This window comes from Pseudomonas sp. MEJ108, from assembly GCF_030208985.1.
Lineage (GTDB): Bacteria > Pseudomonadota > Gammaproteobacteria > Pseudomonadales > Pseudomonadaceae > Aquipseudomonas > Aquipseudomonas fragariae.
Window position 1 is genome coordinate 301,343 of the sequence record NZ_JARVSW010000014.1, and the last position, 22,973, is coordinate 324,315.

Sequence of the window (22,973 nt, forward strand, 5' to 3'; positions counted from 1 at the left end):
CGGGAGAAATGTTCGTTCATCGCCGGCAACGTTAACACTGGCGTTCCCGATTCAGTTATCAGCGTTATCGATAGCCGTCATTGGCAAAAGAAATAGGACGGCGGACGGGCCTGCGGATCGCCATCCAGAAAATGGATAGTTCGACCCTGAGCTATCCGGCAATCGGATAGCCAACAATTGGCAACAATTTCATGCTTTGCCGCACTTGAAACGTACGGGACTGAGCATGGAAAAGTTCGATATACACCGTAAAACCCGATTCGACTCGCTGGTACACGAGTACGGACTGGATGGCAGCCGCCTGCTGCCGTGGGAAGGCTACCCGATGCCGTTCGCCGGCGGCTGGTGCGTGATCCGTCCGGGCACCTGCAGCGAAGCACACACCCAGATCGATCAGGAAATCTTCATTGCCATCAAGGGCAGTGCGCGTCTGGTTGTCGGTGACCGGCAGATGGATTTCACCGTTGGCGATATCGCCGCGATTCCGAAACACACCAACCATTACGTCATCAATGAGTCCGCCGAGGACTTCCACTTCTATGTGGTCTGGTGGGACATGAACTACGTGAATGCGTTCGTGGCGCAGCACAGCGAGACCACGGGGTGCCTGGATGAGTAAGTTCATCGTCACCATCACGCCCCCGACCCCCAACGGCGATTTGCACATAGGCCATATCGCCGGGCCGTTTCTGGCCGCTGATGTCTTCACCCGCGTGCAGCGTCAGCGTGGTCACGAGTGTGTGCTGGTGTCCTATTCCGACGACTACCAGTCCTACATGCTGCGCAAAGGGCTGGAGCTGGGCGTCGACCCGGTCGAGCTGGCCAGGCGCAATTCCGACCGCATCGAGGCCTCGCTGGCGGCCATCAACATACAGCCCGATAACTGGATGCGCCCGCACGACAACCCGTGGTTCGCCGAAGCAGTGGGTGAAGTGTTCGGTGCGTTGCGTGATGCCGGCGCGATCGAGTGTCGGGATTCCAGCGAGCCGTATTGCCCTGATTGCGACGTCTGGGGCTACGAGGCCTTTGCCCGGGGCAACTGCAATTACTGCGGTGCCGAGTCCGATGCCAGTCAGTGCGAGAACTGCGCCCAGGCCCCTGACGCCGAGTTGATGACAGACTTGCGCTGCAAGCTTTGCAGTCAGCCCTCGCAATGGAAAAACGTCCATCGCGCGTTTCTGAAACTGGCCGGGTTCAAAGCGCAGTTGCGTGACCGCCTGCTGGGCCAGTCATGGCGCAAGCCGCTCGACAGCTGGTTGCGCGACAGCCTGGAGCACCTGCATGACTGGGGCGTCACACGCCCGGGCGACGGCGGGCTTGACCTTCAGACCGACGGCTCGTGCCGGGTGCACACCTGGTTCATGGGTCTGGCCGGCTATATGGCGGCATTTCGGGAGTATGCCGACCGCGTCGGGCGTCCGGAGCTGTTTCGTCAGTACTGGCAGTCAGGGCAGGGCACGCTGGTGCATTTTCTCGGCTTTGACTGTGTGTTCAGCCACGCCATCGTCTACCCGGCACAACTGACGGCGCTGCACGACATCAAGGTCCGCCAGCGCTTCATGCCCAATCAGTTTCTCAAGCTGGACGGCCTGAACCTGTCGACCAGTCGCAACCATGCGATCTGGGTCGGCGACCTGGCCCGTGAAGCCTGCGCGGACAGTGCGCGCCTGTATCTGGCGAGTATCGCGCCGGAGGAAAGCGAAGGTGATTTCCGCCTGGCGCAGTTCCTTGCATGGCGGGCAGAGGTGTTCAGCGAGTTTTTCCCGGCCTTGCTGGACGCCGGAAGCAATCGCGACGACCACTGGTGGAGCGGCCTCTGCGGGGCGGACGCCGGACTCCTGGAAGCGTTGCGCGTGCAGTGGAGCAAAGCCTCGGAGCCTGCGCAGTTTTCGATGAAACGCATGGCTCAGGTGCTGCTGGACGCGATCGCCATCACCCGCGGGCGTCTGGCCGAAGGACGCCCGGTCAGCCATCTGGCGGCATTCATCGCGGTGGCCGGCAAGGCGCTGATTCCGGACATGTCAGCGCAGATCATCAGCGCGTTCGCACTGCCCGAGGCCCGCGTCCACGCCACGCTGATGAACGGCCCGGCCGCTGAATACTCCATCTGAACGGATTCACGACAATGTTTATCGATTATGAGATAGCGGTCATTGGCGCCGGGATCACCGGCGCCAGTATCGCGGCGAAGCTGTGCAGCGCCGGTGTGTCGGTCGCGCTGATCGACAAGGGCGCAGCCGGCAGCCTGGGCGCAAGCGGCTATTCCGGCGGCCTGGTTCGCCTGTATGACAGCGATCCGCTGCTGATGGAACTGGCGGCCTATTCCATCAGCCTGATGGACGACGGCGTTTTTGCGGGCACTTACGCCAGTGCCTTGCGGCGTACCGGGGTGATTTACCGGGCCGCTACGGACCAGATGGATAACCTGCACCGCGCCATCGACCAGTACGGCAGCGAACGCTACCCGATGCGCCTGCTGTCAGGTCACGAGCTCGATGGCCGGCGCTACCCGCATTGCCCGACGCTGGAACGGGTCAATCTGTTCGAGCCGCGCGCCTGCGTCGGCAATGTGCGTCAGGCCGTCGCCGCGCTGTGTCAGTCGGTACGCCAGCAGGGCTTGCTGCTGGAGCATCGCGAGATCAAGTCCATCGACTGCCGGGCGCCCGACCTTGTGCACATCGACCTGGGCAGCGCCACGCTGCGTTGCCGGACCGTGGTGGTCGCTGCCGGTGCCTGGAGCCAGCACCTGGTGCCGCACTCGGGGCTGGAAGCACGCTCGATTCCCCTGGCCCGGGTGCTGACCGAAGGCGACTGGTCAATGCCGGTGATTGATGCGGTTACCCAGAGCTATGGCATACCGCTGACTCGGCATATCGTGCAGACCGGCTGTGGCGCGCGTGACAGCGGCCTGTGGCCCGAGCACCTTGCGCAGCCCGATGCACGGCATAGCGAAGACGCCTGCAAGCGCGTCGCCCAAGTGTGCGCCTCGGCCGGCAAGCCGCATGTGCTTGATGTGTTGCCCGGTTTCGACAGCTACAGCGCCGACGGTCGGCCGATGCTGGGGTTCTGCGCCGAGCGCAGCCCGGTGTATCTGGCCGCAGGCATGTCCGGGCTGGGCTTCAAGTTCGCGCCCGGCGTGGCGCACATTGCTGTCGAGCAACTGCGCAGGCATCTGGCTGGAAAGGATCGCGCTTGCTCTGGCTGGTCGGCATTGTCGCCAGGCAGGTCGATGCCGGGCTTTCCAGCACAAGACCTCGCGCTGGCGAGCGTGCGGTCATGACGTCCTCGAACGACTCGCGTCTGCAGGGCTTGCGGGTCGGGGTCAGCGCTCTGTTCGATCCCGACGACACGCCGCATGCACGGACCTTCATGAGGGCGCTGGCGGCGGCGCGCAATTGCAAGCCGGGGCTTGAGCGGGTGCAGTGGCACTTTCTCGACGACGCTGCCGATGCCGTTCGCGGGGCCGATGTGGCTCGGCAAATGATCGACTGGAAGGCCGATCTGGTCATCGGTCATTTCTCTTCGGATGCAGCCGTTGCTGCCGCGCCGCTGTATCGGCACGCCGGTATTGCCCTGCTGACCCCAGCAGCAACGATCGATTGCCTGACCCTGGAGCACCCCAACGTCTTTCGTTTCTGCCCCGCGGACCGGCAACTGGCGGCGGATCTGGTCAGCTGGCTGGCGACTCGTCAGTGGCCGCGCGTGCATGTTCAGGCCGACGACAGTGCTCACGGTCGGGCCTTGTGCGTCGCCATCAGCGCGGCGCTGGCAGGTGCCGGTTTGCAACGTGTCGACGAGCTCGACCAGGCCGATGTCGAGGTGTTTGCCGGACGCCTCAAACCCAGTCGCGAGCACTGGCAAGCGCGGCGGCAAGCCGGCAGCACTCGACCGCTGGTGCTGACCGACGACGCTGCCTCGCCGTACCTGGGGCGCGCCGCAGCGCACGACAGCAACACCTTCGTCATCGGCTTCGCAGCCCCCGACAGCGCCGGACAGCGCTGTCAGGCCCAGGCACTGCACCGGTCGCTGTTCGCTGCCGAACCGCAGACCTACTTTCGCGAAAGCCTGCTGATGCTTTACGTGCTGGCCGAGGTGGCCCGCGGTGGTCTTCGCGCCGCGCAACTGCCGGATGCGTTTCGGCACAGCACCTTCAACACACCGCTGGGCACGGTCAGCTTCGATCAGGGCGAGCTACGCAGCGCGACGACCTGCCTCTGGACGCCAGGCCCCACCGGGCTGAGCCGCATCACCCCATAGCACCCAAAACACCGCTTTACACCAACTCTAAGGACCGGAACTTCATGGGTAACTCGACACCACACACCTTGCATTCGGACGCCGTCTGTATCGGCTTCGGTCCGGCCGGTATCGCGCTGGCCTGCGCGTTTGCCGATGCGCGAGAGGCCAATGACCCGCTGGGCACGCTGTCCGTTCGCTATCTGGAAGCTGCGCAGGACAGCCAATGGCATCGCGAACTGCTGCTGGCCGGAACGGACATCAATCATCACGTATTTCGCGATCTGGTGACCCCGCGTAATCCACGCAGCCGCTTCTCGTTCGCCATGTACCTCAAGGAACACGGGCGAATGTTCGATTTCGGCCTGCTGGGCCGCCCGGCCAGTCGCCATGAATGGTCGGATTATCTGGCCTGGGTCGCCGCGCAGGTGGACAGCCAGACCTGCTTCAACACGCCGGTTACAGGCATTGACCCGGTGCTGCGTCATGGGCGCCTGCATGAACTACGCGTGTGCACGGCGGATACCTGTTTCACGACGCGCAATGTCGTGCTGTCCAGCGGCAGTGCTCCGCGTATTCCGCCCGCGTTCGAGGCGCTGATCGGCCCGACGCTGTTTCACACGTCGCAGTTTCTGAGCCGCCTGCAAGCCTTCGGCGAGCACCTGCCCAAGCGCTGGCTGGTGCTCGGTTCGGGGCAGAGCGCCAGTGAGTCGGTGCTGGAACTGGTCAGCCGCGACGCCGGCATCGAGGTGCATTCAGTGCATCGCTCGGCCGGTTTCAAACTCACCCAGCTGGGCCAGTTTCCCAACCGGGTATTCGCTCCGGATCACGTCGACTATTTCCATAGCCTGGGCCCCGCCGCGCGGCAGCGTTTTCTCGACTGGAGCCGCTCGACCAATTACGCAGGGATCGACCCGGACGAAAGCCAGAAGCTGTTTTCGCTGATCTACGAAGACTCCATTGCCGGTCGCAAACGCCTGCAGACCTACGCCTACCGCGTGATCAGCGCCATAGAGCCCGTCGCCGAAGGCTACCGGGTCGAGCTGACCGACACCTTCAGCCAGCGCACCCAGGTGCTTGAGGTCGATGCCGTGGTGCTTGGCACCGGGTATCAGCAGTACCTGATACCGCCGTTGCTGAGTGGTTTGCAGCCATGGCTGCAGGCCGATGTCGACGGGGGGCTGCTCATCGATCGGGACTATCGGGTCGCCACCCAAGGCGAGTGCGACGTGAATATCTGGGTCAACGGCCTTTCCGAACGCAGCCACGGAATCAGTGACAGTCAGTCGTTTTCACTGATGGCGTTGCGCGCCGAGCGTATCGCCACGGCCCTTCAGCAGGCCGTAGCACCGGCAGCCGAACCTTTGCTGGCACAGTGGAAGTGAAGCCCATGTACAACTCTCTTTGCGAAATCGTTCACGATCAGGCCTTCCTCAAGGTGACTGGCCTGGGCGCCGATTTTTTCCTGAAAATGGAATCACTCAACCCGGCAGGCTCGATCAAGCTCAAGACTGCCGTGGGGTTGATCAATGACCTTCAGGCGCGGGGCCTGCTGGGCCCGGACACGATTCTGATCGAGTCCTCGTCGGGCAATCTCGGGGTGGCGCTGGCGATGATCTGCGCTGAACGGGGCATCCCGTTTACCTGCGTGGTCGACCCCAACAGCTCCAGCCACAACATCCGCATGATGCGCAGCTACGGCGCCGAGGTCATCCAGGTCGAAATCCCGGACGCCAACGGCGGGTTCCTCGGGACGCGCATCGAGCTGATTCGCCAAAAAGTGGCCAGCGACCCGCGCTATGTCTGGCTCAATCAATACGAGAATGCGGCCAACCCGCGTGCCCATGCGCGAACCACGGCGCGTTCGATCAGCCAGCATTTCGGCCATGTGGATTATGTGTTCGTCGGTGCCGGGACCACTGGCACGTTGATGGGCTGCATTCAGCATTTTCAGCGCCATCATCCGACCACCCGAATCATTGCCGTGGACAGCGTCGGCTCGGTGACCTTCGACACCCCGGCCAGCCGGCGCTTCATTCCTGGACTGGGCACCAGCCAGCGCCCGCCGATCTTCAATGCCGATGGCATTCATGCGCTGGAAATGGTCCCGGAATCACACACCGTCGCCATGTGCCGCATTCTGGCGCGCAGCAAGGGTCTGCTGGTCGGCGGGTCCACCGCGACGGTGATCGCTGCGGTGCATGCCTGGCGCGAGCGCATCGAGCCCGGTTCGGTGGTGGTGGCGTTGTCGCCGGACTGGGGCGAGCGCTACCTCGACACGCTGTACGATGATCACTGGGTCGAACAGCGGTTTGGCCGCGAAGTGCTGAGCATGACCCTGGCAGACCTGTCCTCGCCAGTGGCCGAGACATGTTCTGAGAGCATGGAAGCGCCTGCGCTTTCCCGGCATTCAAGCTGGACGGTCTGGCTGGCCGCCGAGCGCATGAAGCGCGCGGCGTTCCATGTGCTCGACGGTGAGGTGGTTGCGCGCCTGCTGGCGGCAGACCCGCTGGCCTGCATCGATGACGTGCAGGCGGCGTATCTGGCTCATGAGGCTGGCCAAACGATCAATCCCGACAGTTACTTTCTGCGCTTTGCGCAGGCACCGGCCAATCGCATCATCGCCTTGCCCGCCAGCCTGTCGGGCGAGCAGCCGGTCAGTGGCATCAAATGGATTTCCAGCTTTCCGGGCAATATCGACACGGGCCTGCAGCGCGCCTCGGCGGTGCTGATTCTCAACGATCCACTCACCGGTTATGCCTTTGCCTGCCTGGAGGCCTCGCGTATCAGTGCCATGCGCACGGCAGCCTCGGCGGTGCTCGCTGCGCGCTGGATGAGCCGCCAGCAGCGCCATGTCGGGCGAATGTCGTTCATTGGTGCCGGTTTCATTGCCCGCACCATCCTCGACATGTTCGTCAGCGATGGCTGGACGATGGACGCAGTCAGCGTCTTCGATCAGCACCAGGATTCGGCGCTGGCGCTGGTCGGACATGCCAGCCGTCATGGACTGCACAGCGAGCCGAGCGACCTGGCGACGTGCCTGCAAGCCGATGTGGTGGTGTTCGCCACTACTGCGCCGAGCCCTTATGTACTGGAGCCGGTGTTTCAGCCGGGGCAACGGGTGCTGAACATCTCGTTGCGCGATCTGGGGCCGGAGGTCATTGCCCAGGCCAACAACATCCTCGATGACGTCGAACACTGCCTCAAGGCTCAGACCTCGCCTGACCTCGCCGTGCAGCAGTATCAGCACCGCTCGTTCATTACCGGGACGCTGGCACAGTTGATGACCGGGCAAGTGGAGTTGAGTCCGGACAAGGCTTCGATCTTTTCGCCGTTCGGGCTTGGCGTGCTCGACCTTGCTGTGGGGCAGCGGGTGTATCGCCAGGCGGTGGCCGAGGGCAGCGCTTTGCCGGTGCCGCAGTTCTTCTTTGAATCGGCGCGCTGGTGATGGCCATGCAGACGCATACCGTCGCCATTATCGGCATGGGCTCGCGCGGATTGAGCATTCTGGAGCAGTTGATCGGCATGAGTCGCCAAGACGTGCGGCAACCGCTGCGTATCGACGTGTTCGATCCGCAGCCGCCGGGCAGCGGGCTGCACCTTGCGCAGCAGCCGGATTACCTGATGCTCAACACCATGGCCGGTCAGTTGTCGGCGTTTTCCTCGGCTTTCCCGGCGTGTGAACCGCCAGGCCCGACCTTTTTGCAATGGTGCAGCCGTGAGGATGTACGCCTGGACGCGCGCGGCCATGTCAGCCTGGATGGGCAGGGCAGAGCGGTGGCATTTGGCGACTTCGTGCCGCGTGCTCTGCTCGGGCGCTATTTGCAGGACAGTTATCGCTTTCTGCTGCAACGCTGCCCGGCGCACGTGCAGGTGCGCCACCACGCCGAGCAGGTGCTGAGCTGCCAGCCAAGGTCGCAAACGCCGGGTTTCCGGCTGCGTACCGGCAGTCTGGCAATGAACGTCGACGGCGTGTTCCTCACCAGCGGACATGCGCCTGACCCCCACGTGCAGCAGGACGTCGGCGAGTGCGTGGTCATCGAAGGCCTGGGGCTGACCGCCATGGACACGCTGGCGCATCTGACTGAGGGGCGCGGCGGGCGCTACGTGCGCGATGGCGGCTTCGCCGGCTGGCGTTACCTGCCGTCCGGACGCGAGCCCAGGGTGTTGATGTATTCCCGTAGCGGATTGCCGTTTCATGCCAGGCCGCAGTGGCATGCCTGCCGTCACGCACCGTTGCCGAGGCTGTTTTTCACGGCCGACGCCATAGCGCGTTTGCGCGAGCAGAGGGAAGGCGGGCGGCTCGACTTTCGCGCCGATGTGCTGCCTCTGATCAAGGATGAAATGCGTGCCGTGTTTTATCAGGCCAGGGTCCGCATGGAGGCGCCTGGGCGGTTGGCCTCTGTTCAGCGCCTGCTGCGCGAGTCAATCAGCAGACCGGCAGTGTTTGCCCGTCTGGCAGAGCAGTGGGGTGAATTCGAGCCTGAGCACTGGCTGATCACCCAGCCCTGGTCCGGCGCGCAAGAAACATACGGGCAGTGGTTCGTCGACTGGATCAAACGTGACCTGGCCCTGAGTCGGCTGGGCACCGCGCACAGCCCGATCTGTCAGGCACTGGAGGTCTGGCGCGATTATCGCGACCTGTTGCGTCTGGTCGTCGATCGCAACGGCCTGACCGAATCCTCGACGCTGGATTTCTATGGCACCTGGGCGGGACTGAGTAACCGTCTGGTCGGCGGGCCGCAGAAGGAACGCCATGAAGACCTGCTGGCGTTGATCGAGGCCGGGGTCGTGACGGTCTTGCCGCCGATGAGTGACGTGCAGGAGCCGCACAACTGCGTGTCTGCCCGTGTCGCCCACAGCGGTGTGTCGGGCAGTCGTTATGGGTTAATCAACGATCTGCGCAAGCGCGGGCTGATTCGTGCCGCGCATGCCTGGCCTGCCGATGGCATCGACACCGACGCAGCGGGTCGCGCAATCGGTCGCGACGGTGAGGTGCAGCAGCGGCTATGGGTTCTCGGGCCCGCCGTGGAAGGCTGCACGTTCTACAACCACTACGTACCGACCCCTGATCCGACCTGTCGCGCGCTGATCGAGGCGCGCCGGGCAGTCGAGTCTTGTCTGGATACGCTGACAAACACAACTTCAAGTGGCATCACATTTCAGTTGAACAAAGCCATTCAAGCTGTTAATTAAAAAGGAATTATTACTATGCAAGAAATCACTTTGCTGACCGCCCTCGCTGGGGCGTTCATCGTGTTGATCATCAGCCCTGGTCCGAACTTTCTGGTCATCACCCAACTCTCGTTCAGCCAGTCACGGCAGCAGGGCATCTGTGCCGGGCTGGGCGTTGCCTCGGGCAGCATCCTCTGGGCCTTGCTGGCCGCTACCGGGTTGGGGCTGGTGTTTCAACAGTTGCCATGGCTGCAACCGACCCTGCAATTGCTCGGCGGTGCCTACCTGACCTGGCTCGGCAGCAAAAGCCTGCGCAGTGCCGGCAGCCAGCCCAAACCCAGGGACATCGCTGCGCTGGGCATTGGCAGTCTGAGCCGCGCCTATCGATTCGGCCTGCTGACCAACCTGACCAATCCCAAGGCGCTGGCGTTCTACACCAGCGTGTTCACCACCGTGACCATGCCGGGCATGCCGATGTGGGTACGCACTGCGGGGGTATCGATCATCGCGGTGCTGGCGATTGCCTGGTTCGTGCTGCTCGCCACGCTGTTTTCGATACCTGCGGTACAGACGCGCTATCAGCGCATGAAAAAGGCCATCGACATCGTCACCGGCCTGTTCATGATCGCTTTCGGCCTGCGTCTGCTGATCGGGTTGCTGCCGGCTGGCTTCATTCACTGAAATCATCTGTAAAGGAATACCTGAATGCATCACAACGACTGGCACTACCCGACTTCCATCCGCGCAGGCGCAGGACGCGTCAACGAACTGGCCGACGCCTGCAGGGTGACCGGCATACAACGTCCGCTGCTGATCACCGACAGCTTTCTCGGCAGCACCGACATGATTGCCAGCGCCGTGGAGGACTGCCGCAGTCAATTGGGCCACTGCGGCCTGTTTGACCGGGTCAAGGGCAATCCGACCGGCACCAACGTCGCCGAGGGGCTGCACGCTTACAGAACCGGTGGCTACGACGGCGTGATTGCGTTTGGCGGCGGCTCGGCGCTGGACGCTGCCAAGGCAGTCGCGCTGATGTCGGGCCAGACCCGCCCGTTATGGGATTTCGAAGACGTCAACGACAACCACCTGCGCGCCGATCCGTATGGCATTGCGCCGGTGATTGCGCTGCCGACAACGGCCGGGACCGGCTCTGAAGTAGGGCGTGCGTCGGTGATTACCGATGAGCAGGCGCAGGTCAAACGCACCATTCTGCACCTTCGCATGATGCCGCGCATCGCGATTCTGGATGCCACGCTGACGCTCGACCTGCCCAGGCACCTGACCGCCGCCACCGGCGCCGATGCCTTGACCCACTGCATGGAATCCTGGTGTTCGCCGGCCTGGCACCCGATGGCCGAAGCGGTTTCGGTCAAGGGCATGCAGATGATCAAGGCGTTTTTACCGCGTGTCGTCGCCGACGGGCAGGACCTGGAGGCGCGGCAGCAGATGCTGGTGGCCTCCAGCCTCGGCGCGGCCGCGTTTCAGCGCGGTCTGGGCGGCGTACACGCAATCGCGCAAAGCCTTGGGGCGCTCTACGACCAGCATCATGGCTTGCTGAACGCGATCCTGCTGCCCTACGTGCTGGAGGCCAATCGTTCGGTGCTGCAGACGCAAATGGACGATCTGGCGGTTTACCTGCGGTTGCCGTCGCCCGGTTTCTCCGGGGTGATGGACTGGCTGCTGACACTGCGCGAGCAGATCGGCATTCCACATACGCTGGGCGAGATCGGTATCGACGATCGCGACGCCGAGCGGGTCGGGCGGATGGCTTTCGCCGATGGCTGCTCGCACACCAACCCGATTCGCCATTCGGCGCAGGCCTACGCGCAGATCTTCAGCCGTGCAGTGAGGGGCGAGTGAACCATGGCTGTCCTGAACGAGGCGGGGATACAGCGTCTTGACCATGTCTGGCGCAGTTTCGTCGAGCAGGGTCGGATCGTCGGTGGCGTGCTGTTGCTGGCTCGGCATGGGCGTCTGGAATACGCCAGTGCGCGCGGCTGGGCCGATCGTGAACAGCAGATTCCGGTCACCCGCCGCACGCGTTTTCGTCTGGCCTCACTGACCAAGCTGTTGACCTCGGTCGCGGTGTTGCGGCTCTGCGAACGGGGTGTGCTGGATCTGCACGCTTCGGTGACGCACTGGCTGCCAGCCTTTCGACCGCATCTGGCCAATGGCCGCGAGCCGCTCATCACGCTGCAGCACCTGCTGTCACACACGTCGGGTTTGAGCTACGGCTTTGAGCAAGCGCCCGATAACGCTTATCAGCGCGCCGGGGTGTCGGACGGGCTGGATCGCGTACCGTTCGACCTGCAGGAAAACCTGAGACGTTTGGCGCGTGTGCCCTTGCTGTTCGAGCCCGGCAGTGCCTGGGGATATTCGCTGGCCACTGATGTGCTGGGTGCAGTGGTCGAACAGGCCACGGGGCTGGAGTTGTCAGAAGCCATCGGCAAATGGGTCACCGCGCCTCTTCGCATGCATGCGACCTCATTCCGGCACCTGCCGGAATGTCCGCTGGCCAGCGCCTACAAGGACGGGGACAGCGGCCCGGAGCGTATCGGCGATGACGATGGGGTGTTGCTCGACAGCGGCCAGGCGCGGCTGTCCGCAGCCCGCGCCTTTGACTCATGCGCGTATGAGTCGGGCGGGGCGGGAATGCTCGGCACGGCTGATGACTATCTGCGGCTGCTCGAATGCCTGCGTCTCGGCGGCGCGCCGCTATTGAGTGAAGCCGGTACCGCACGCTTGCTGGGCAATGCGATTGGCCAGACGATCATCGCCAGCCGCGGGCCCGGCTGGAGGTTCGGGCTGGGGCCGATGATCCTTATCGATCCAGTGCTTGCCGGGCAGCGGCAGGGGGCGGGAACCTGGTCGTGGTGCGGCCTGTATGGCAGTCATTATTGGGTCGATCCGCGTGCTGCGCTGAGCATGGTGGTCCTGACCAACACGGCGGTTGCCGGCGCGTGGGGCGAGTTTGCCGACGCAATCGTCGATGCGCTTTACCCCAAGCTGGGGGTCAGGCCCGGGCAAATTGCTTGCGGTAGCTGCTCGGGCTGATGCCCACCAGATTGCGGAAGTGCCGGCGAAACGACTCTTCGGAGCCGAAGCCGGCGCGGTCCACCACTTCATTCAGGCGCAATTTCGACGATTCCAGCAGTTCCTTGGCGTAGGCAATGCGCTCACCGAGCAGCCAGTCGTAAGGCGTCAGCCCGGTACTTTCCATGAAGCTGCGGTGCAAGGTGCGGGTACTGAGCGCCGCGCGTGAGGCCATTTCCTTGATGGTATGCGGGCGCTGCAGGTCGCTGCGAATCCAGTCCATCAGGTTGGAAATCGGCCCGTCGCTGGCCGATACCAGTTGCCGGGATGCATATTGCGATTGTCCGCCTTCGCGATGCGGCGGAATGACCATGCGCTGCGCAACCATGTTGGCGACGCGCGAGCCGTGATCGTTGCGCACCAGATGCAGCATCATGTCCAGCCCGGCGGCCGAGCCTGCTGCGGTCACGATGCTGCCCTGATCCACATACAGTTCGTTGGGCTGAATGGTCAGGCCCGGGTACATAGTGGCCAGCAGGTCGGTGTAGCGCCAGTGGGTCGTCACCTTATGCCCGTCCAGCAGACCGGCCGCCGCCAGGACGAAGGCCCCGGTACAGATCGAGCAGATTCGCGCACCGCGTGCATGAGCCGCCTGGAGCTGTTCGATGAGCCGTTGCGGAACCTCTGATTCAACCCCGCGCCAGCCCGGCACGATGATCGTGTCGGCGTTTTCCAGCAGCACCTCGCCGGGTGTCGGCACGATGGTGATGCCCCCGGCAGCGGTGATCGGGCCGTCGTCGACCGGGAAGGTCGCGAACTCGTACCAACTGACGCCCAGCTCGGGTCTTTTCAGCGCAAAGACTTCAACCGTGCAGCCAAATTCGAAGGTGCACAGCTGGTTGTAGATGAGTGCGACGACGAGATGATTTTTCATGGCGCGATGTTACCGGATATTGGCATTTCAGCCAGTAGTTTGACGTGATGCTACTGAGTAATCTGCTCTGTGTCACCGCTGAAACCCGCTTAACCCTCACTATGATGCAAGTGGCCTGCCATGCAGGCCCTGGAGCCAACTCGTGCCACTCAATATCGGTATCTACGTTTATGACGACGTCGAGGTTCTCGACTTCGCTGGCCCCTATGAAGTATTCACCACCGCAACCCGCATGCACGCCCGCAACAGCCGTGATGACCGGCAGTTGTTCAACGTGTTCACCATTGGCCGCAGCACCGCGTCAGTGCGTGCCCGCGCCGGGCTCAAGGTCGATCCGGATTTCTCGATCAACGACCATCCGCCCGTCGACTGCCTGATCGTTCCGGGTGGCGTCGTGACCGCTGAACTGGAAAAGCCCGACGTGATTCACTGGATCAGCGATCAGTCGGAGCCTGGCCGCGTGGTCGCTGCCGTATGCACCGGCGCCTTCCTGCTGGCCAGGACCGGCAAACTGGCCGGCAAGCAGGTGACCACCCACTGGGAAGACATCGACGACCTCAAGGAAATGTTCCCGTCGGTGGACGTGCTCAGCACGCTGCGCTGGGTCGATGAAGGCTCGTTCGTGACCTCGGCAGGTATTTCCGCCGGTATCGACATGAGCCTGCACCTGGTCGAGCGTCTGCACAGCCGTGAGCTGGCCGAACGTACCGCGCTGCAAATGGATTTCGACTGGACCGAGAACGACTGAGTCCAGTCGCGCTGCGGATACCCCTGAAGAGGCTATGTGCGCGACATGTGCATAGCCAGCGCTTCAACGCGATAGCCAGCGTCCGCCTTACCCCCGCTTGAGACATTCATTCGAACAGCCGATAAACCGGCCAGCTCGGTGTTTCGGCGGGGGTTTCCTGTATTCCCGAGCCTTTGGCTCAGCGGCAGGGCCGCACCCACCTTTGCAAAACCAGAGTGCAGGACACATGAAAACCCACTTCTTCAAAGTCGTTCAAACCGTCGCACAGCACGGTTCGTTCTCCGAGGCCGCCGCCATTTTGGGCTGCAGCCAGTCGAACATTAGCTATGCGATCAAGGAAGTCGAAGATTTTTTCGAAAAACGCCTGTTCATTCGCAGCCGCACAGGCTGCACGCTTACCCCTGAAGGCAAGGTCATCAGCCAGACCCTGGGAAATATCATGGCCACGCTCGAACAACTAAAAAAAATGGGGTCAGTGGCAGCGTCACCATTCATTACCACTCGCACATCCGCGAGACCGGCCTGAGCGCTTCGCTGGACTTTCTCGCCCATCATTACCCCGATATCCACCTGAACGTGCTGCACCGCAGCGAACAGTATCCGTCGCTGGACGCATTGATAAAGGGCGTGGCCGATATTCTCATCCTGCCGGGTGCAGTGCTGGACGAGCATTACCTCGAGCACCATTGCTGGTCGGACCACTACGTACTGGTGGCGGCGCGCAGCAAGCAGGGGACAGCGCAGTGTTTCGCCAAGCTTGCGCAGGTCTCGCGCTATGTGGCCTGGCGGCATCCGGGCGTGGAGCGCCTGCATCAGCAACTGGCATCGGCACAGGTACGGCTCAGTCAACGCGGCGAACTCAGTTGCCTGGACACGCTGCTGGACCTGGTTGCCAAGCGCCATTGCATCTCGATTGTGCCTGGCGCGCTGTTGAACGGACGGCTTCGCGAGCTGGAGTCGATCCCGCTGCCGCTGACCGTGATGCGCCAGATCAGCGTTGTGGCGCGGCCTGCCTCATTGCTGTCCAACGCCGCCAATGCCGTGATTCAGGCGCTGAAAAAACCACCGGCCTCGAACCCTCAGTCTCATTGACGGAGGTGTCACAAAACACTGTCACAGTGCCCTCAACGAACCTTTGAACGCGATACGAATGCAACGAATCGGGCCGGCAAGGCTCATATCCGTAAGCAATACATTCAGGACGCTCCGCACGCGGGGCGTCTCAGGTCGCCGATTCGAGAGGAAGACTGAACGCTATGACGATACCGGACAAGCAGTACGTGGAATGGCTGGTCGAGCAATCGATGCTGAACGCCGCAAGACAGCGCGCCAAGACCTATTCGGGGCAGGGCAGGCTCTGGCAGCGTCCTTTCGCCCTTGCACGTCCCAGAGATGCCTCCGCTATCGCCTCGGTCTGGTTTACCGCCTACCCGGCCTCAATCGTTACCCGCGAAGGCGGCTCGGTGCTCGAAGCGCTGGGTGATGAAACGCTGTGGCATGCACTGTCGGAAATCGGCATTCAGGGCATTCACAACGGGCCGCTGAAGCTGTCCGGCGGACTGCAGGGGCGCGAGCGCACGCCGAGTATCGATGGCAACTTCGACCGCATCAGTTTCGGCATCGACCCGGACCTGGGTACCGAAGCGCAACTGTTGAGCCTGACGCGCATTGCCGCAGCGCACAACGCGGTGATCATCGACGACATCATCCCGTCGCACACCGGCAAGGGCGCAGACTTCCGCCTGGCCGAGATGGCGTACGAGGATTATCCCGGCCTGTTCCACATGGTCGAGATTCGTGAGGAAGACTGGCAGCTGTTGCCTGAAGTGCCAGCGGGTCGCGATGCGGTCAACCTGATGCCCGATGTGGTGGATCAGTTGCGCGACAAGCACTACATCGTCGGCCAGTTGCAGCGGGTGATTTTCTTCGAGCCCGGGGTCAAGGAAACCGACTGGAGCGCCACCGATGTGGTACAGGGCGTTGATGGCAAGGCCCGCCGTTGGGTTTACCTGCATTACTTCAAGGACGGCCAGCCCTCCCTGAACTGGCTGGACCCCAGCTTCGCCGCGCAGCAGATGATCATCGGTGACGCGCTGCATGCCATCGATGTCATGGGTGCCCGGGTGTTGCGCCTGGACGCCAACGGTTTCCTTGGCGTCGAACGTCGCGCCGAAGGCACCGCCTGGTCGGAAAGCCATCCGCTGTCGATCACCGGCAACCAGCTTCTGGCCGGCGCGATCCGCAAGGCCGGCGGCTTCAGCTTCCAGGAACTGAACCTGACCATTGATGACATTGCCTCCATGGGGCAGGGTGGCGCGGATCTGTCCTACGACTTCATTACCCGGCCGGCCTATCAGCACGCGCTGCTGACCGGCACCACCGAGTTCCTGCGCCTGATGCTGCGTCAGGTGCATGCCTATGGCATCGATCCGGCGTCATTGATCCATGCCTTGCAGAACCATGATGAGCTGACCCTGGAACTGGTGCACTTCTGGACGCTGCACGCCCACGACACCTTCCATTACCAGGGCCAGACGTTCCCGGGCAACATCCTGCGTGAACACATTCGTGAGGAAATGTACGAGAAGCTGTCCGGCGAACACGCGCCGTACAACCTCAAGTTCGTCACCAACGGCGTCTCCTGCACCACGGCGAGCATCATCACTGCAGCGCTGGGCATTCGTGACCTGAGCACCATTACCGATGCCGACATTCAGCAGATCCAGCACATTCACCTGCTGCTGGTGATGTACAACGCCATGCAGCCGGGCGTGTTTGCCCTGTCTGGCTGGGACCTTGTCGGTGCCCTGACGCTGCCGGCCGAGCAGGTCGACCACCTGATGCAGGATGGCGACACGCGCTGGGTTCACCGCGGCGCCTACGATCTGGTCGATCTCGACCCGGAAGCCGAGTTTTCTGCCGGTGACATGCCGCGTCCCAAGACGTTGTACGGCAGCCTGGTCACTCAACTCCAGCGTCCAGATTCGTTTGCCTCGCAGCTCAAGAAGATTCTCGCTGTGCGCCGCGCCTATGACATCGCGGCAAGCCGTCAGATTCTGATTCCTGATGTCGAGCATCCAGGGCTGCTGGTCATGGTCCATGAGCTGCCGGCCGGCAAGGGCACGCAGATCACTGCGCTTAATTTCAGCGCGGAGACGATCGTCGAAACGCTGCAGTTGCCTGGCATTGCGCCGGGTCCGGTGGTTGACATCATCAACGAGCGTGTTGAAGGCGATCTGACCGAGCAGGGCGAGTTCACCATCACCCTCGATGCCTACGAAGGGCTGGCTCTGCGTGTGGTCAGCGCCTTGCCACTCTGAGGTGTCACGCGCAGCCGGACTGGCTGCGCGTGAAACTGAATCAGGCTGTTCAGGGCTGGCGCTTTTTCAGGCGGTAGGCAAACTGGGCGCGGCTCAGGCCCAGCAAGCGCGAGGCCGCCGCCAGGTTGCCTTCGCTCTTGTCCAGCGCCTCCTGGATCAGGCGCTGTTCAAGCTCGTCGATGGAGAACGCCTGATCCGGCTGATTAAGGGAATCCAGCAGCGAGGTAGCAGGTGCCTGCTGTGCGCCCGCAGTCGATGCCTGACGCAGTGCTCCATGGTGATTCAGCGAGTAGGTGTCCTGTGGTAACGATTCGTTGCGGAAAATATGCACCAGATCGATGGCCTGGCCTTCATCACTGGCAATCAGGCCGCGCTCGATCAGGTTCTGCAATTCGCGCACATTCCCGGCAAAGTCATAACCCAGCAGGGTCTTCAGCGCGCGCATGGTCAATCCGGCCGGCGTCCTGCCGTACTCCTGACAGAAGCGCCCGAGAAAGAAATTGATCAGCAGCGGAATGTCATCGCGGCGCTCGCGCAGTGGCGGCAGGGCGATCGGGTAGACGTTCAGGCGATAGAACAGGTCTTCGCGGAAATCGCCCTCGGCCACCGCCTTGCGCAGGTCGACATTGGTCGCCGCCACCACTCGAACGTTGACCTTGATGCCGTGCACCCCGCCGACGCGCTCGATCTCGCGTTCCTGCAAGGCGCGCAGCAGCTTGCTTTGCCCGGCAAGGCTCAGAGAGGTGATTTCATCGAGAAACAGCGTGCCACCGTTGGCCCGCTCGAAACGCCCGGCTCTGGAATGCGTTGCCCCGGTATAAGCCCCTCGCTCCACACCGAACAGCTCGGCCTCGATAAGGTTGTCGGGGATGGCTGCGCAGTTGAGTGCAACGAACGGGCCTTCGCGGTTGCGGCTGAGCTGATGCAACTGGCGGGCGAACATTTCCTTGCCGACTCCGGACTCGCCGCTGATCAATACGGTTGCCGGGGTCATCGCCACCCGTTGCAACGCCTGGGTGGCCGCATTGAAGGCAGCGCTTGCGCCGACCAGCGGCTGGTCGGTGCCGGTCGGCGGGCTTGCCTCATAGCTCGCCGCTGGCGTCGGGACGCTGTGTACTGGCGCAGGTGAGTTGACCGCTCTCAGGTAGCTCAGGTCGCGTTCGACATCGCCCCATTGTTCCGAGGTCTTGCCGACCACACGGCAGTTCGCATGCCCCATGCCCCGGCATTCCACCTCGCGGAAAACCACCATCTGCCCGAACAGGCCGCTGACAAAGCCCGTGGCGTAACCGATTTCGGTCCAGCACACCGGGTCCTGGCCGATGCCATACGCTGCAACATGTTCGTCGGCTTCGCACGAGTGATGCCAGAGAAACTCCCCCTCGTAGAACCCCGACTCGGCGTCGAATTTGAAGTGCAGCGGCTCGACCTTGGTCATGCCTTCCAGGGTATGCAAGTGCGTACCGGCACGAAACGCCGACGAGGCGTCAGCCTGTGGCCAGCGTTCGCGAATCAATCGGGCGTCCCGCGCGCCAGACAGATACCCGGCACGGGTGAACATCCCGCGTGCCTGTTCCAGGCCCAGCCGTTCGATGATTTCACGGCGCAGGGTGCCGAACGATGAAGTATGCAGCAGCATCATGCGTTGGTCGTTAAGCCAGATGCGCCCATCATCAGGCGAGAAGAACAGGCAACTGGTCAATTCCTCAGCGGTTGGCGAGTCGCCTGCGTGCGTCTGACTGCTGTCGCCGCGAGGCGAGAAATGCTCGGTGGGGACGCTGTGATCGGGCAGCTCGCAGTGAGGGTTGTTCATGGATGTACCTCGGCCGGGCAATGGTCGAAATGATCAAATTAAGGCTTGATCAATAAACATAACTTCATCAAATGAACAAGCGTGTCCGCGTAGAGTTTCTGCCTGAGGGGCTCGACGCTTCAATAAGGTCGTCGCAAACCCTTGTCCCAAAGCGGTCGAGTGATGACATGATGGTCGGATTACAATCCCGGCACAGCCTTTGCTCTGACGTACGTACGGCGCATGTTTCCCATGGCAAATGGGGCAGGCGATTACAACCATAAAAGCCGGAGTTAATATGTCAGCGTCTGATGGCACCCCTCTGTTGCAACGCGCGATTGAAGCCGAATGCGTTTTCAATGGCGATTGGATTCCTTCCTCGTCTCCTTCCTTGCCCGTCATCGAGCCTGCGACCGGCGAGCTGTTGATGAACACAGCCATGGCCGGTGCCGCAGACATTGCCGTCGCCTGCCGAGAAGCCGCGCTGGCCCAACCTGCCTGGGCGGCGCTGGGGCCGCGTGAAAAGGCCGACATATTTCTTCTGGCCGCCGATCATGCGGTCTGTGCGTTCGATGAACTGGCCCTGTATGTCGCCCGCGAGACCGGCGGCAGCCTGCACAAGGGCCAGCACGAAGTGAACGAGACCATCGTGTTGTTGCGTCAGGCAGCGGGCATGCTGTCACAGGCCCATGGCCATGGTCTGATGCTGCCGAGTCAGGCCGGTCGTCTGTCCTATGCGCGGCGTGTTGCGCATGGTGTGGTGGGGGTGATATCGCCGTTCAATTTTCCTCTGGTACTGTCCCTGCGCTCGGTCGCTCCGGCCCTTGCTGCCGGTAATGCCGTGGTGCTCAAACCCGATCCGCAGACGCCGATCAGCGGCGGTTTCCTGATCGCCCGGCTGTTCGAGGAAGCCGGCCTGCCCAAGGGGCTGCTGCACGTGCTGCCGGGTTCGGCTGATGCTGGCGAAGCGCTGTGCCGCGACACCAACGTGCAGATGATCACCTTTACCGGTTCGACCGGGGCCGGACGCAAGGTTGCCGAGGCTGCGGGCCGCAACCTGAAGAAAGTGTCGCTGGAGCTGGGCGGCAAGAATCCGCTGGTCATTCTCGAAGACGCCGACCTTGATCTGGCCGCCAGCAATGCGGCGTTTGGTGCCTGGCTGCACCAGGGGCAGATCTGCATGGCCACCGGTCTGATCCTGGTGCACGAATCCATTGTCGCCGACCTGACCCGCAAGCTGGCGGACAAGGCGCGGGCGCTGACGGTGGGTAACGCGGCACGCGGTGAGGCTGCTCTGGGGCCGCTGATCAACAAACGGCAGTTGCAGCACGTGCATCAGGTGGTCAGTGACAGCCTGCAGGCCGGTGCGCGACTGGAAACCGGTGGCGAGTATGAAGGCCTGTTCTATCGACCGACCGTGCTCAGCGGCGTGAAACCCGGCATGCGCGCATTCGACGAAGAGATTTTTGGCCCGGTGGCCGTTGTGGTCAGTTTTTCCACAGACGAGGAAGCCATCGAACTGGCCAATCGTTCCGAGTATGGCCTGGCGGCTGCGGTGATTTCCCCGGACGTCGGCCGCGCGACGGCAATTGGCGACCGACTCAGGTGCGGCATGTTGCACATCAACGATCAGACAGTGGCCGATGAGTGTGTCAACTCGTTCGGCGGGCGCGGTGCGTCGGGCAACGGCAGCAGTGCTGGCAGCCCCTCGGACTGGGATGAATACAGCCAATGGCAGTGGGTGACGGTGAAGAACCAGGCACCGGCCTATCCATTCTGAGTCTGACTGATATTCCATGCTTCATTGCAGCGAGTGATGTGATTCAACGGCAAAACGTGATCCAACAACAATAAGAGCGCGTGATTATGAACCTGAATAACAAAACACTGATCGTCACTGGTGTGTCATCCGGTATCGGCGCTGAGCTGGCACGTGTGGCACGCTTCCAGGGTGCCCGGGTAATCGGCATCGATCGTCATGAACCGCAGTTGACCGTGGACAGTTTCTTCCAGGCGGACCTCGCCGATCCAGACAATATCGATGCATTGATCGAGCGTTTGCCCAAGCAGATCGACGGCCTGTGCAACATTGCCGGCGTACCCGGCACAGCGCCCGTTCAGGCGGTCGCCCAGGTCAATTATCTCGGGCTGCGTCACCTGACCCAGCGTTTGCTGCCACGCATCGCGCCGGGCGGCAGTATTGTCAATGTGGCGTCGATACTCGGTTCACAGTGGCCGGAAAGGCTGGAGTTGCACAAGGCGCTGGCCGCCACCGAAAGCTATAGCGAAGGGCAGGAGTGGCTGGCGGCCAATCCGGTCGCCCATGAAACCTGCTACCAGTATTTCAAGGAAGCGCTGATCGTCTGGAGCTTCAGGCAGTCGCAGGAATGGTTTCGCGATCATTCGGTGCGCGTCAACTGCGTGGCACCGGGGCCGGTGTTCACACCGATTCTGGGAGACTTTGTCAGCATGGTTGGCCAGGAGCGGGTCACCCGCGATGGCCTGCACATGAAGCGTCCTGCGCTGGCCGATGAGGTGGCCGAGGTGATTGCGTTTCTGTGTTCCGACGCCTCGCGCTGGGTCAACGGTATCAACTTGCCGGTGGATGGAGGGTTGGCCGCTTCTTACGTGTAATGGCTGCACGTGTTGCAACCCCGGCGACGCGCTCGTGGCGTCGGGGCTATTGAAAACAACAACAATAAGTACAGGAATCACAAGATGCCCAAGTCTGTCTTGCGTACCGTTGCGACCGTATCATTCATCGCCCTGTCATCGACTGCATACGCCTATGACTTGCCCGGCCTCAACCTGGGCAACACCAGTTTCTACGACGGATCCCCGGCGCCTGCGGGGCCGGGCTGGTATCTGGAGGAGTATCTGAACTATGCCAAGGCCAATCGCTTCAATGACGTGAATGGCGACAAACTGCAACTTCCCAAACAGGACGTGGATGTATTGGCGGTGACTACGCAGATCATCTACGTCGGTCAGCCAATGGCCAATGGGGCCATGCCGGGTATTACCGCAATCAACACGTCGTTGGCGCATGTCGACGTGGATGACGGTCTGGGCAACACCGCCCTGAGTTCGCGCGCCGGTTTCGGCGATCTGGTCATCGGCCCGTTTCTGCAACTGCCGACGATCACCCGTGCCGATGGCAGTCCGCTGCTGACCCAGCGTATCGAGGCGGACATTGCGATTCCGATCGGTGCCTACGATCGCAATCGCTCGATCAACCCCGGGAGCAATTTCTGGTCATTCAACCCGTACTACGCCGCGACTTACTGGTTTTCGCCGAAATGGTCGGCCAGCGGACGTTTCATGTATTTGTGGAACGGCAAGAATGATGACCCGCAAGCCGGGTTCGGCAATGTTTCCGATACGCAGGCAGGGCAGGCGCTGCACGCCAACCTGACCTTGCAATATGCGGTTAACGAGCAACTTTCGCTGGGGCTCAACGGTTACTGGCTCAAGCAGTTCACGGACACCCAGGTGGATGGACATGATGTCAGCGGTCGCAAGGAAAAGGTTTGGGCCATTGGCCCTGGCTTCCTGTATGCCTTTAACAAGGAGAACGTGCTGACGGTCAATAGTTACTTCGAACAGGGCGCGGAAAACCGCACCGAAGGCAACAAGCTGGTGCTGAATTTTCTGCACAAGCTGTAAGGCATGAGATTGTTTTGACTATCGTTCCAACGCTCCGCGTTGGAATGCAGTTCGTGACGCTCTGCGTCA

19 protein-coding genes are annotated in these 22,973 nt (G+C 62.2%); 17 read left to right on the top strand and 2 right to left on the bottom strand.

The annotated features are described in order from the left end of the window. The first annotated feature begins 226 nt into the window (after positions 1 to 226). From QRN50_RS09070 to QRN50_RS09115, 10 genes are read left to right on the top strand one after another with little or no spacing between them, the layout of a single operon-like run. Entirely contained in the window at positions 227 to 619 is a 393-nt protein-coding gene (locus QRN50_RS09070; RefSeq protein WP_060401041.1) for a cupin domain-containing protein, read from the top strand. After that, the gene (locus QRN50_RS09075; RefSeq protein WP_024651057.1) at positions 612 to 2,111 is read left to right on the top strand and encodes a methionine--tRNA ligase; all 1,500 of its coding nucleotides are present in this window, start codon (positions 612 to 614) and stop codon (positions 2,109 to 2,111) included. Before QRN50_RS09070 ends, QRN50_RS09075 begins: the two co-directional genes overlap by 8 nt. Positions 2,112 to 2,125: 14 nt before the next feature. Continuing rightward, a complete protein-coding gene (locus QRN50_RS09080; protein WP_096126916.1) occupies positions 2,126 to 3,280 on the top strand; it encodes an NAD(P)/FAD-dependent oxidoreductase in 1,155 nt (384 codons plus the stop codon). Beyond that, positions 3,277 to 4,257, top strand: coding sequence for an ABC transporter substrate-binding protein (locus QRN50_RS09085; RefSeq protein WP_096126917.1), 981 nt, complete (start codon positions 3,277 to 3,279; stop codon positions 4,255 to 4,257). The genes QRN50_RS09080 and QRN50_RS09085 overlap by 4 nt, the downstream gene beginning before the upstream one ends. Before the next feature lie 44 nt (positions 4,258 to 4,301). After that, a complete protein-coding gene (locus QRN50_RS09090) occupies positions 4,302 to 5,621 on the top strand; it encodes a lysine N(6)-hydroxylase/L-ornithine N(5)-oxygenase family protein (protein WP_096126918.1) in 1,320 nt (439 codons plus the stop codon). A 5-nt stretch (positions 5,622 to 5,626) separates the two neighbouring features. After that, a complete protein-coding gene (gene sbnB / locus QRN50_RS09095) occupies positions 5,627 to 7,684 on the top strand; it encodes a 2,3-diaminopropionate biosynthesis protein SbnB (protein ID WP_080434085.1) in 2,058 nt (685 codons plus the stop codon). After that, positions 7,684 to 9,432 (top strand): FAD/NAD(P)-binding protein, encoded by a 1,749-nt coding sequence (locus QRN50_RS09100; protein WP_192873884.1) that lies wholly within the window; start codon positions 7,684 to 7,686, stop codon positions 9,430 to 9,432. Before sbnB ends, QRN50_RS09100 begins: the two co-directional genes overlap by 1 nt. Positions 9,433 to 9,447: 15 nt before the next feature. Beyond that, positions 9,448 to 10,092: a LysE family transporter gene (locus QRN50_RS09105; protein WP_096126919.1), complete on the top strand. Its 645-nt coding sequence runs from the start codon at positions 9,448 to 9,450 to the stop codon at positions 10,090 to 10,092. 24 nt (positions 10,093 to 10,116) lie between these two features. Next, entirely contained in the window at positions 10,117 to 11,271 is a 1,155-nt protein-coding gene (locus QRN50_RS09110; protein ID WP_096126920.1) for an iron-containing alcohol dehydrogenase, read from the top strand. Between the two features lie 3 nt (positions 11,272 to 11,274). Beyond that, a complete protein-coding gene (locus tag QRN50_RS09115; RefSeq protein ID WP_096126921.1) occupies positions 11,275 to 12,465 on the top strand; it encodes a serine hydrolase domain-containing protein in 1,191 nt (396 codons plus the stop codon). Here the strand turns inward: QRN50_RS09115 and ftrA are convergent. Then, positions 12,425 to 13,378 (bottom strand): transcriptional regulator FtrA, encoded by a 954-nt coding sequence (gene ftrA / locus QRN50_RS09120; protein WP_003314848.1) that lies wholly within the window; start codon positions 13,376 to 13,378, stop codon positions 12,425 to 12,427. The genes QRN50_RS09115 and ftrA overlap by 41 nt on opposite strands. 142 nt (positions 13,379 to 13,520) lie before the next feature. On the opposite strand from ftrA, the gene QRN50_RS09125 reads away from it, so the two are divergent. The 4 genes from QRN50_RS09125 to treS all read left to right on the top strand — a co-directional run bounded on the left by QRN50_RS09125 (position 13,521) and on the right by treS (position 17,446). Continuing rightward, entirely contained in the window at positions 13,521 to 14,126 is a 606-nt protein-coding gene (locus QRN50_RS09125; protein ID WP_010430079.1) for a DJ-1/PfpI family protein, read from the top strand. Positions 14,127 to 14,352: 226 nt separating this feature from the next. Further along, positions 14,353 to 14,652, top strand: a complete 300-nt coding sequence (locus tag QRN50_RS09130) for a LysR family transcriptional regulator (RefSeq protein WP_003400996.1) — start codon at positions 14,353 to 14,355, stop codon at positions 14,650 to 14,652. Next, entirely contained in the window at positions 14,649 to 15,218 is a 570-nt protein-coding gene (locus QRN50_RS09135) for a LysR substrate-binding domain-containing protein (protein ID WP_239986821.1), read from the top strand. The genes QRN50_RS09130 and QRN50_RS09135 overlap by 4 nt, the downstream gene beginning before the upstream one ends. Before the next feature lie 164 nt (positions 15,219 to 15,382). Beyond that, positions 15,383 to 17,446 (top strand): maltose alpha-D-glucosyltransferase, encoded by a 2,064-nt coding sequence (gene treS, locus QRN50_RS09140; protein WP_003401001.1) that lies wholly within the window; start codon positions 15,383 to 15,385, stop codon positions 17,444 to 17,446. A gap of 49 nt (positions 17,447 to 17,495) precedes the next feature. Here the strand turns inward: treS and QRN50_RS09145 are convergent, their stop codons facing one another. Further along, positions 17,496 to 19,259 carry a sigma-54-dependent Fis family transcriptional regulator gene (locus QRN50_RS09145; RefSeq protein ID WP_024642851.1) on the bottom strand — a complete coding sequence of 588 codons (1,764 nt, stop codon included), beginning with the start codon at positions 19,257 to 19,259 and terminating at the stop codon, positions 17,496 to 17,498. Positions 19,260 to 19,536: 277 nt separating this feature from the next. Here QRN50_RS09145 and QRN50_RS09150 point away from each other — a divergent pair, with 277 nt between their 5' ends. From QRN50_RS09150 to QRN50_RS09160, 3 genes are all read left to right on the top strand, one after another. Next, entirely contained in the window at positions 19,537 to 21,018 is a 1,482-nt protein-coding gene (locus QRN50_RS09150; protein WP_058398308.1) for a benzaldehyde dehydrogenase, read from the top strand. Positions 21,019 to 21,104: 86 nt separating this feature from the next. Continuing rightward, positions 21,105 to 21,872, top strand: a complete 768-nt coding sequence (locus QRN50_RS09155) for a coniferyl-alcohol dehydrogenase (RefSeq protein ID WP_003401012.1) — start codon at positions 21,105 to 21,107, stop codon at positions 21,870 to 21,872. A gap of 84 nt (positions 21,873 to 21,956) precedes the next feature. Further along, positions 21,957 to 22,904, top strand: coding sequence for a SphA family protein (locus QRN50_RS09160; RefSeq protein WP_011267926.1), 948 nt, complete (start codon positions 21,957 to 21,959; stop codon positions 22,902 to 22,904). Positions 22,905 to 22,973 lie beyond the last annotated feature (69 nt).

Excerpts from the sequence above, each read along its gene's own strand:
- QRN50_RS09090 (WP_096126918.1), top strand. The coding sequence starts at position 4,302 with ATGGGTAACTCGACACCACACACCTTGCATTCGGACGCCGTCTGTATC.
- QRN50_RS09100 (WP_192873884.1), top strand. The coding sequence starts at position 7,684 with ATGGCCATGCAGACGCATACCGTCGCCATTATCGGCATGGGCTCGCGC.
- QRN50_RS09070 (WP_060401041.1), top strand. The coding sequence starts at position 227 with ATGGAAAAGTTCGATATACACCGTAAAACCCGATTCGACTCGCTGGTA.
- QRN50_RS09155 (WP_003401012.1), top strand. The coding sequence starts at position 21,105 with ATGAACCTGAATAACAAAACACTGATCGTCACTGGTGTGTCATCCGGT.
- QRN50_RS09145 (WP_024642851.1), bottom strand. The coding sequence starts at position 19,259 with ATGAACAACCCTCACTGCGAGCTGCCCGATCACAGCGTCCCCACCGAG.
- QRN50_RS09160 (WP_011267926.1), top strand. The coding sequence starts at position 21,957 with ATGCCCAAGTCTGTCTTGCGTACCGTTGCGACCGTATCATTCATCGCC.
- QRN50_RS09130 (WP_003400996.1), top strand. The coding sequence starts at position 14,353 with ATGAAAACCCACTTCTTCAAAGTCGTTCAAACCGTCGCACAGCACGGT.
- QRN50_RS09150 (WP_058398308.1), top strand. The coding sequence starts at position 19,537 with ATGTCAGCGTCTGATGGCACCCCTCTGTTGCAACGCGCGATTGAAGCC.
- ftrA (WP_003314848.1), bottom strand. The coding sequence starts at position 13,378 with ATGAAAAATCATCTCGTCGTCGCACTCATCTACAACCAGCTGTGCACC.
- QRN50_RS09080 (WP_096126916.1), top strand. The coding sequence starts at position 2,126 with ATGTTTATCGATTATGAGATAGCGGTCATTGGCGCCGGGATCACCGGC.
- QRN50_RS09115 (WP_096126921.1), top strand. The coding sequence starts at position 11,275 with ATGGCTGTCCTGAACGAGGCGGGGATACAGCGTCTTGACCATGTCTGG.
- QRN50_RS09075 (WP_024651057.1), top strand. The coding sequence starts at position 612 with ATGAGTAAGTTCATCGTCACCATCACGCCCCCGACCCCCAACGGCGAT.
- treS (WP_003401001.1), top strand. The coding sequence starts at position 15,383 with ATGACGATACCGGACAAGCAGTACGTGGAATGGCTGGTCGAGCAATCG.
- QRN50_RS09110 (WP_096126920.1), top strand. The coding sequence starts at position 10,117 with ATGCATCACAACGACTGGCACTACCCGACTTCCATCCGCGCAGGCGCA.
- sbnB (WP_080434085.1), top strand. The coding sequence starts at position 5,627 with ATGTACAACTCTCTTTGCGAAATCGTTCACGATCAGGCCTTCCTCAAG.
- QRN50_RS09085 (WP_096126917.1), top strand. The coding sequence starts at position 3,277 with ATGACGTCCTCGAACGACTCGCGTCTGCAGGGCTTGCGGGTCGGGGTC.
- QRN50_RS09105 (WP_096126919.1), top strand. The coding sequence starts at position 9,448 with ATGCAAGAAATCACTTTGCTGACCGCCCTCGCTGGGGCGTTCATCGTG.